The 9,021-nt window shown below is 66.5% G+C and carries 5 protein-coding genes and 2 pseudogenes; 4 read left to right on the top strand and 3 right to left on the bottom strand.

Annotated elements, in window-relative coordinates; genetic code table 11:
• The 4 genes and pseudogenes from ASF72_RS20990 to ASF72_RS09795 all read left to right on the top strand — a co-directional run.
• Nucleotides 1-264 (top strand): annotated as a pseudogene (locus tag ASF72_RS20990) (cyclase family protein); the annotation flags it as partial.
• A gap of 102 nt (nt 265-366) precedes the next feature.
• Nucleotides 367-1,449 carry an amidohydrolase family protein gene (locus ASF72_RS09785; RefSeq protein WP_056598406.1) on the top strand — a complete coding sequence of 361 codons (1,083 nt, stop codon included), beginning with the start codon at nt 367-369 and terminating at the stop codon, nt 1,447-1,449.
• Nucleotides 1,450-1,460: 11 nt separating this feature from the next.
• The gene (locus ASF72_RS09790) at nt 1,461-2,429 is read left to right on the top strand and encodes a fumarylacetoacetate hydrolase family protein (protein WP_056598409.1); all 969 of its coding nucleotides are present in this window, start codon (nt 1,461-1,463) and stop codon (nt 2,427-2,429) included.
• Nucleotides 2,426-4,036 (top strand): carboxylesterase/lipase family protein, encoded by a 1,611-nt coding sequence (locus ASF72_RS09795; RefSeq protein ID WP_235504691.1) that lies wholly within the window; start codon nt 2,426-2,428, stop codon nt 4,034-4,036. Before ASF72_RS09790 ends, ASF72_RS09795 begins: the two co-directional genes overlap by 4 nt.
• A 511-nt stretch (nt 4,037-4,547) precedes the next feature.
• Here ASF72_RS09795 and ASF72_RS09800 read toward each other — a convergent pair.
• The 3 genes and pseudogenes from ASF72_RS09800 to ASF72_RS09810 all read right to left on the bottom strand — a co-directional run.
• Entirely contained in the window at nt 4,548-6,563 is a 2,016-nt protein-coding gene (locus tag ASF72_RS09800; protein WP_056598411.1) for an ABC transporter ATP-binding protein, read from the bottom strand.
• A 200-nt stretch (nt 6,564-6,763) separates the two neighbouring features.
• Nucleotides 6,764-8,479, bottom strand: coding sequence for a thiamine pyrophosphate-dependent enzyme (locus ASF72_RS09805; RefSeq protein ID WP_056598414.1), 1,716 nt, complete (start codon nt 8,477-8,479; stop codon nt 6,764-6,766).
• A 43-nt stretch (nt 8,480-8,522) separates the two neighbouring features.
• Nucleotides 8,523-9,021, bottom strand: a pseudogene (locus ASF72_RS09810) (amino acid permease); the annotation flags it as partial.

A 9,021-nucleotide genomic window follows, 5' to 3' on the forward strand; every position in this document is an offset into this window, starting at 1 on the left:
ATGGCTGCACCGCTCAGAAATCGCCGGGATCGCCACCGACACCTGGGGCTTCGAGGTCCGCCCCAACGAGTTCGACGCCGCCTTCCAGCCCCTGCACCAGATCGCGATCCCCAACCTGGGCCTGTTCCTGGCGAGATGTGGGACCCGGACGGCCTGGCGGAAGGGTGCGCGGCGGACGGCAGGTACGACTTCCTGCTCACCGCAGCCCCGCTCCCCATCACCGGGGCAGTCGGCTCACCGGTCAACCCGATCGCCGTCCGCTAACCTCCCTCGACGCAAGCCACAGAGCCACAGCCCGTCGGCGTCAGCGACCCCCGACGTCTTGGCCTAATGCACCCCCTTTTCCACAATATTGAAGGAACCAGCATGAGCACCCATCCCCGCAGTGAAGAATCCCAACCTACGGTGGATGTGCATGCCCATATCCTGCTTCCGGCCCTGCAGCAGCTCGTAGCGGAGGCGGATCCAGAGGGCTTTGGCGCCCAGCAGGCTTTGGAGGTGCGGCGCAACGGACCCGAATCGATGGCCGCTTCGGGCCGGATGATCAAGGAGCGCTGGCCGCAGCTGACGGACTTGGACCGCCGGCTCGCGGACATGGATGCCCAGGGTGTGGACGTGCAGCTGGTTTCGCCGTCGCCGTCGCACTTCTACTACTTCGCCGGCGAGGAACTGTCCCTGCAGGTAGCGAAGCAGGCCAACCAGGCCGTGCGGGACTTCGTTGACCGTGCCCCGGCGCGGCTCAACGGGCTGGGCCTGGTCCCGCTCCAGCACCCCGCCTTGATGGTGGAAGCCCTGGAACATGCGGTGCTGGAGTGCGGACTGCTCGGCGTCGAAATCGGATCGTTCGCCGCCACCCCGGACGATCCGGAACGCAGCACGGTCGAACTCTCCGATCCCCGGTTGGAACCGTTCTGGAGCCGGGCCGAGGAGCTGGGCGCCCTGGTGTTCCTGCACCCGTTCGGCTGCTCGCTGGATGAACGGCTGGACCGCTTCTACCTCGCCAACACCGTGTCCCAGCCCGCGGAGAACGCGGTGGCGCTGTCCCACCTGATCTTCAGCGGCGTCCTGGACCGGCACCCTGAGTTGAAAGTGCTGGCGGCGCACGTCGGCGGCTACCTGCCCACGAAACTTGGCCGCTCCGACCACGCATGGAAGGTCCGGCCCGAGGCACACGCCTGCTCCCAGCCGCCGTCGTCCTATCTGAAAAAGCTGTACTTCGATTCCCTGGTGCACAGCCCCGCTGAACTGCGGGCACTCGTCGCCGTTGCGGGTCCGGAGCAGGTGCTGCTGGGCTCGGACTACCCGTTCGACATGGGCTCCGACCTTCCCGTGGACGAAGTCCAGGCTGCCGGCCTCCCGTCCGACGGCGAGGCCCAGGTTTTGGGCGGCAACGCACGCACCCTGGGCATCATGGCAGCGACCGCCCTGGCCGCCCGACCCACTGCTTAAGGAACACCCTCATGGTCAAGATCGCACGCTGGAATTACGACGGCGGGACGCAGTCCGGCTTTGTAAACGGCGGACACTGCTACGCGCTGCCCGCGGGCCAGGGCATCCAAGCGCTGTTGGACGCCGGACTGGATGAAACCCTGCTCGTTGCCCGCGAAACCGTAGGTTCCGCCCCTGCCGTTCCGCTTGCGGAGGTGCAACTGCTCGCCCCTCTGGTGCCCGCCACCATCCGGGACTTCGTGGCGTTCGAGGAACACGTTGAAGGCGTGCGGAAGAGCATCGACGGGGTGGCCGGTGTGGTTCCCGAGTGGTACGAGGCGCCCACCTTCTACTTCACCAACCCGCACACCGTGACCGGAACCGGCGAGGTGATTGGTATTCCGGCAGGCTGCGAGGACCTGGACTTTGAAACGGAAGTGGCTGCCGTCGTCGGACGCGTCCCCGGGAGCGACGGCCGGAACCTGACCGCCGCGGAGGCGCACCGGCACATCTTCGGCTACACAATCCTCAACGACTGGTCGGCGCGGGACCTGCAGCGCCGCGAGATGAAGGTCAGCCTCGGCCCCTGCAAGGGCAAAGACTTCGCCAACACCCTGGGCCCCTGGATCGTCACGGCGGACGAGTTCGAGGACCGGCACGACGCCGAGGGGTTCCTGCCCATCTCCATGGCCGTCCAGGTCAACGGCGAAGCCATCGGGCAGGACCTGCTCTCCCACATGGGCTGGCCCTTCGCCGAGCTCGTGGCCTACGCCTCACAGGACTCCGTGGTGCGACCCGGCGACGTGCTGGGCTCCGGCACGTGCGGCAGCGGCTGCCTCGCCGAGCTCTGGGGGCGCAACGGTGCGAAGACTCCGTCGCCGCTGAAAACCGGCGACGCGGTCCGCATGACGGTGGAAGGCATCGGTTCCATCGAGAACACCATCGGCGACCAACGCAAAGGTGTGACTCGCGTTCCCGCACGTTCTAGGAGGGCAACATGATCGCCACTGAAGCCACTCATCCTACGATCCCACTGGTCCTGGCCGGCCAAACCACAGCGAAGAACATGACCCGCCGCTCCACTCCGGCAGGATCCATCCGCGGCACCTCCCTTGAGGCCGACGGGACCACCATCCAGCGGTTCTTGGGCATCCCCTACGCGGAGCCGCCGTCGGGAGCCAACCGCTTCCGGCCGCCGGTACCGGCTTTGCCTTGGACCGGAGTGCTCGACTGCACCGCCCCCGGCCCAGCCGCGCCCCAGAACCCCGGATCCCACGCACCTCCCGGCTCCACGCCGCGCTCCTGGAGCGAAGAGAGCTGCCTCAACCTGAACATCTGGACCCCGGCAACGGATAGTCCGGCCAGGCCAGTGATGGTATGGATCCACGGCGGCGCCTACCTCATGGGCGCCAACAGTGATGCAATGCACGACGGCGCCCGGCTCGCCGCTGCTGCGGGCGTCGTGCTGGTGTCCATCAACTACCGCCTAGGCGCGCTGGGTTTCCTGCACCTGGCGGACTCGTTGGGGCCCGCCTACGAGGACTCGTCCAACCTTGCCCTGCTGGACCAGCTGGAAGCCCTGCGCTGGGTCAGCCGCAACATCGGCGCCTTCGGCGGCGACCCGCACAACGTGACCATTTTCGGGGAGTCTGCAGGCGCTGCAGCCATCGGCACCCTGCTGGGCATGCCGGCGTCGGAAGGGCTCTTCTGCCGGGCCATCATGCAAAGCGGCACGGGCGAACGCTACCGCTGGCCGGAGGACTCGGCGAGAATCAGCGCCGCATTCCTTGAACTCTGCGGTTTGGACGGCTCCTCAGCAAAGGAACTGCTGACCCTCCCGGTGGAGCGGCTTCTGGAAGCCCAGGCCGCCCTGGAACAGCGTGCCGCCGCAGAGTCCTTCGCGGTCCCGCTGCCGTTCCAGCCCACGGTGGGAACACCGTCGCTGCCGGTGCCACCGCTGGAAGCCGTCCGCAACGGGGTCAACCGCGGGGTTGACCTGCTGATCGGCACCAACCTGAACGAGGGCTCTTTCGCCGTCGAAATGCGCCCGGACTCTGATGCTGACCCGGACTACCCGGACCGCGCCGCCGCCGTGCTGTCCGGCGCCGGGGTACCGCCTCAGGCTGCCCCCGGCTACGCGGAGGTGCTCACCCGGCTGTTGGGCAGGGAACCGGCAGGCAAGGAACTCCTTGAAGCGGCCATCACCGATTCCCTCTACCGCCAGCCCAGCAACCGCCTGCTGGCCGCCCGCCAGGAGGCCGCGGGAAAGAACTTCGCTTACCTGTTCACGTGGGGCAGCCCGGCGATGGGCGGGAAGCTGGGAGCCTGCCACGCCCTGGACATCCCGTTCGTCTTCCGGCACCTGGACGCGCCGGAATCCGCCTTCCTCACCCAGGGCAAGGCGCCCCAGTCCCTCAGCGATGCCATGAGCGGGGCATGGGCAACCTTCGCCAACACGGGAACTCCTGACACGGAACGCCTCGCGTGGCCCGAGTACGGAGCGCAGCGCAGCACCCTGCTGCTCGACGACGAGTCCCGGCTGGAAACCGACCCCCGGCGCGAGATCAGGGAGTTCTTCGAAGCCGTCAGGCCGCTGCCAGCGAGTTAAGTGGTCGCCGAGCACACCCGCGATGTAGCCGACACGCGCGCCCGCGCCACAGCGACTGGGCCCTGGCTGAACAGTTCTGATCCCACATTTGGGTGAAGATACGAGCCGGTCCAGAGGCCGGCCAGGAGCAGCCCCATTTCGGCCACTGCCCCGTCCTTTCATAATTCGAAGTTCTATTGATTTGAGCTCAATCTTGGCCAAGGCCACGGCCGGCTTTGCGACGGCTTGTACCAGTCGGTCCCCGTTGCATTTCGTCAACGACCTCAACTTGCCTTCGAGACCACTCAGAACTCTTCGCGGACACTCCTACGCTTGTATCGTGGATTTCATCCGGTTATGGCACACCCCGACCTGACGTCAGGCAAAAAGGATAAGAGCGTCAGAATAGTGTCCAATCAGCTTTTCTGTACGGTCCGATGAAGGGGCCTAAGATGCCAACCGGACGGTCGTGCTGCCGGACAATCTTGTCCAAGGGGGTGCCCGGTCTCGGGAACACGTCGTCGCACAAATTTCAAACCTCCGCCACAGGAGCCGCGAACTGGGCCTCATACAGCCGCGCGTACGCCCCACCGGCGGCCAACAGTGAAGCGTGCGTCCCCTGCTCCACGATCTGCCCGGCCTCCATTACCAAAATGAGGTCGGCATCGCGGATCGTGGAAAGGCGGTGCGCAATCACAAAGGACGTACGGTCGGAACGCAAAGCACTCATGGCCTTCTGCACCAGAACCTCCGTCCGGGTGTCCACGGATGACGTCGCCTCGTCCAGGATCAGCACCGACGGCCGGGCCAGGAATGCCCGCGCAATCGTCAGCAGCTGCTTCTCCCCCGCGGAAACGTTGGCGCCCTCGTCGGTGAGCACCGTGTCGTACCCATCAGGCAGCGACCGCACAAACCGGTCAACATACGTCGCCTCTGCCGCCTCCAGGATCTCCTCGGAGGAAGCCCCCGGCCGGCCGTACGCGATGTTGTCCCGAATGGTCCCGCCAAACAGCCACGTATCCTGCAGCACCATCCCCATCCGCGCCCGCAGCTCCCGCCGCGGCATCAGCGCGATGTCCACCCCGTCCAGGGTGATCCGGCCGCCGTCGAGCTCGTAAAACCGCATCATCAGATTCACCAGCGTGGTCTTTCCCGCCCCGGTGGGCCCCACAATCGCCACCGTCTGCCCCGGCTCCGCCACCAACGACAGCGAAGAGATCAACGGCTTGTCCGCCGAGTACGCAAAGGACACCTCCTCGAACTCCAGCCGCCCCCGCACCGATTCGGGCCGCAGAGGCGCGTCCGGGTCCGTCAGCTCCTCCTCCTCATCCAGCAGCGAGAACACCCGCTCAGCGGACGCCACCCCGGACTGCAGCAGGTTCGCCATGGACCCCAGCTGCGCCAGCGGCATGGTGAACTGCCGCGAGTACTGGATGAACGCCTGCACGTCCCCCAGCTGCATCGCCCCGGACGCCACCTGCAGCCCGCCCACCACGGCGATTCCCACGTACACCAGGTTCCCGATGAAGTTCATGGCCGGCATGATCAGCCCGGAAATGAACTGCGCCCCGAAACTCGCCTGGTACAGCTCGGCGTTTTTGGCCCGGAACCGCTCCTCCACCTCCCGCTGCCGGCCAAACACCTTCACCAGCGCATGCCCGGTGTACGTCTCCTCGATCTGCCCGTTCAGCTCGCCGGTGTTTTTCCACTGCGCCACAAACAGCTTCTGCGACCGCTTGGCAATCAGCGCCGTGATCCCCAGCGTCAACGGAATGGTCACCAGCGCAATCAGCGCCAGCGTGGGCGACAGGATCAGCATCATCACCAGCACCCCCACCACCGTCAGCACCGACGTCACCGCTTGCGAAATGGTCTGCTGCAGGCTTTGCGACACGTTGTCCACGTCGTTGGTCACCCGGCTCAGCAGCTCACCGCGCTGGATCGAGTCGAAGTACCGCAGCGGCAACCGGTGGATCTTGCCCTCGATCCGCTCCCGCAGCCGGTACACGGTCCGCTGCACCACGCCGTTCAGCACGTATGCCTGCACCCACATAAACGCCGACGCCAGCACATACAGCAGCAGCGCCCACATCAGCACGCTGCCCAGCGCCACAAAATCGATCCCCTGCCCCGGCGTCAGCGCCATGGGCGAGAGCATGTCCGCCTTCTGGTTGTCCCCCGCGGCCCGCAGCTGCGCAATCAGCTGGTCCTTGCCCACCCCGGCGGGCAGGTCGCGGGACACCACCCCGGCAAAGATCAGGTTGGTGCCTTCGCCCAGCAGCCTGGGCCCGATCACCGAGAAGGAAACGCTGACGACGCCGAGCGCCAGGACCAGCAGCAGCCAGGCCCTTTCGGGGCGCAACTCCGCCGCCAACCGCCGGGCGGACGGGCCAAAGTTCAGCGCCTTCTCCGCCGGCACGTTCATGCCGGCAAACGGCCCGCCCCGGCCCGGCCCGCCGGCAGGACGCGGGATGCGTTCGACGGCGGCAGGCCGGGTGTCGGAGGGAGCCGCGGTTCCGCCGCGGGCACCTGTGGGTTCGGGGCTCATACCGCTTCCTCCGCTGCCAGCCCGGAGAAGACACACCGGCTTACTGCCTGCCGCTGCGGGCGCGGCCGCAGGTGTCCAAGGAACAGTTTCCAGAGCATGCCGGCTCCAACCTGACTCGAAGCTCACGGGAAGTGATGCGAAGGTCAGTCTACGTCCGGCGGCTGGGAATCTCCGGGCCGGCACCTAAGGAATTACCCACCTCAATAGGCTTTGACCCGCTGTTCCACAATGAGGTGGATCAGCGCGAAGACGCCGTCCTCATCGATGGCCGCCAACGCCGCGTCCAAGGCGGCCGGAACATCACTATCCTCGATAACGGTGATCCCAAAACCGCCGAAGGCCCGGGCCATCAGGCCGAAATCCGGATTCTTCAGCTGCGTCCCGGAAACGCGGGCCGGATAGTGCCGCTCCTGATGGGTGCGGATGGTGCCGTACTCCTGGTTGTCCATCACGATCACCAGCGGCGTGGCCCCGTACTGCGCCGCGGTGGCCAGTTCCTGCCCGTTCATCAGGAACTCGCCGTCCCCGGCGATGGTGACCACCCGGCGTCGTGGGTCAGCCAGCGAGGCCGCTATGGCCGCCGGGACCGAGTAGCCCATGGAACCGTTGCGGGCGCTGATCATGGAGGCGTAGCGGCGGGTGGGGAAATAGCGGTGCGCCCAGTTGGTGTGTTCGCCCGCGCCGAAGGTGACCATCGAATCCTCCGGCAGCCTGGGCACCAGATTCGCCATGAGCGTGTCCATCCTCGCCTGCCCCGCTGCCGGTTCCGCCGGGGGCAGGGCGGCGAACCGTTCCTGCTCGCCACGCATCCGGGCCGTCCACGCCTTCCAATCGTCCTTCACCGGCAGGTCAATGCCCGCAAGGTCACGGACAAAGGCGTCGGGCTTGGCCAGGATCTGCCGCGAAACGGGCCCCGAGCGGCCCCTAAGTGAAGGGTCCACCGTGACCAGGAAGTTCTTTTTGTTCCAGTCCTGCCGGCAGAGGAACCCGTCCGTAATCACGTCGCCCGGCACCGTCCCCACAAACACCAGCAGGTCGGTCTCCTCCAGCAGGTTGTACGTGGGCCGGGGGCGCCCATAGCCGATCGGTCCCACGTAGGACGGCGAATCGAAGGACACCGTGCCCTGCGTCCGCCATTCCGCTGCCGCCGGGATGTGATGCCGTTCCAGCCATCCGGTCAGCTGGTCCGCCGCCTCCTGCGTCCAGTCATTGCCGCCGGTGACAAACAGCGGCTTGCGGGACTCCGCCAGCGCAGCGTGCAGGGCAGCGGCGTCGGTACTGCTCATCCCGCCGGCCGCCACCGGAATGACGGGGTGGACAGCCGGGTCGATCTGCTGCCGGATGATGTCCTCCGGCAGCCCCACCACCACCGGGCCCGGCCGCCCGCTCATGGCCGCAAACATCGCCTCAGCCACAATCTCGGACGCCCGCTCCGGGTGGTCCAGCACCATGACACGTTTGGCTCCGGTATCAAACCAGGCCTTGATGTCGAACTCCTGGAACGCCTCGCGGTCACGGTGCGCAAACGGGATCAGGCCCACGAACAGCAGCATGGGCGTGGAATCCTGCCATGCGGTATGCAGCCCCACATGCGCGTTGGCCGCCCCGGGCCCGCGGGTCACCATGGCCACCCCGGGACGCTGCTGCATCTTCCCGTCCGCCTCGGCCATATAGGCCGCGCCGCCTTCGTGCCGGCAGACGATGGTTTCAATCTCCGAGTGGTGCAGGCCGTCCAGCACATCAAGGAAGCTCTCGCCGGGGACCACGTAGGTGCGCTCCACCCCGTGGGCCAGCAGCGAATCAACAATTACGTGCCCGGCGGACTTCAGCGCCGGGCGTGGTTCCGGAGGAGAAGGAACGACGGCGGCGGGCCGGGTGGGGGATGCGGTCAGGGTTGCTTCGGTTTCCGTTGTCATGGGCTTTCTTTGGCTGTGCGGATCGGTTGGCGGTGGTGCTGGATTACCTGATGGGTGTTCGGTTGGCGATGACGGGTGCGGTGCCGGTGTAGCCTTTTCGGGTTTCGGCGATTTCGCGGATGCGTTTGCGGCAGGCGAACCAGCCGGCCACCATGAGGGCTGAGGCGATGCCGGTGACGAGCATGGTCAGGGGCGAATCGATGAAGACCATGATGAGGACGCCGATGAGGAAGAGCAGGGAGAGGTAGCCGGTGTAGGGGGCGCCGAACATGCGGAAGCTGGGCCGTTCGAGCCAGCCTTTGTCGGCCCAGCGTTTGAGTTGGAGCTGGCACAGGACGATGGTGGCCCAGGTCATGATGATGCCCACGGAGGCGACGTTGAGGACAATTTCGAAGGCGTCGGCCGGGACGAGGTAGTTCAGCGGGACCCCGAGCAGGGAGACGGCGGCGGTGATCGCGATGCCGCCGTAGGGGACGCCTGCTTTGTTCATGCGGGAGGCGAACTTGGGGGCGGAGCCGTTCACGGACATGGAGCGCAGGATC

Source organism: Arthrobacter sp. Leaf141, assembly GCF_001424565.1.
Lineage (GTDB): Bacteria > Actinomycetota > Actinomycetes > Actinomycetales > Micrococcaceae > Arthrobacter.

Coding starts and splice junctions, on each gene's coding strand:
- ASF72_RS09785 (WP_056598406.1), top strand. CDS start 367: ATGAGCACCCATCCCCGCAGTGAAGAATCCCAACCTACGGTGGATGTG.
- ASF72_RS09790 (WP_056598409.1), top strand. CDS start 1,461: ATGGTCAAGATCGCACGCTGGAATTACGACGGCGGGACGCAGTCCGGC.
- ASF72_RS09795 (WP_235504691.1), top strand. CDS start 2,426: ATGATCGCCACTGAAGCCACTCATCCTACGATCCCACTGGTCCTGGCC.
- ASF72_RS09800 (WP_056598411.1), bottom strand. CDS start 6,563: ATGAGCCCCGAACCCACAGGTGCCCGCGGCGGAACCGCGGCTCCCTCC.
- ASF72_RS09805 (WP_056598414.1), bottom strand. CDS start 8,479: ATGACAACGGAAACCGAAGCAACCCTGACCGCATCCCCCACCCGGCCC.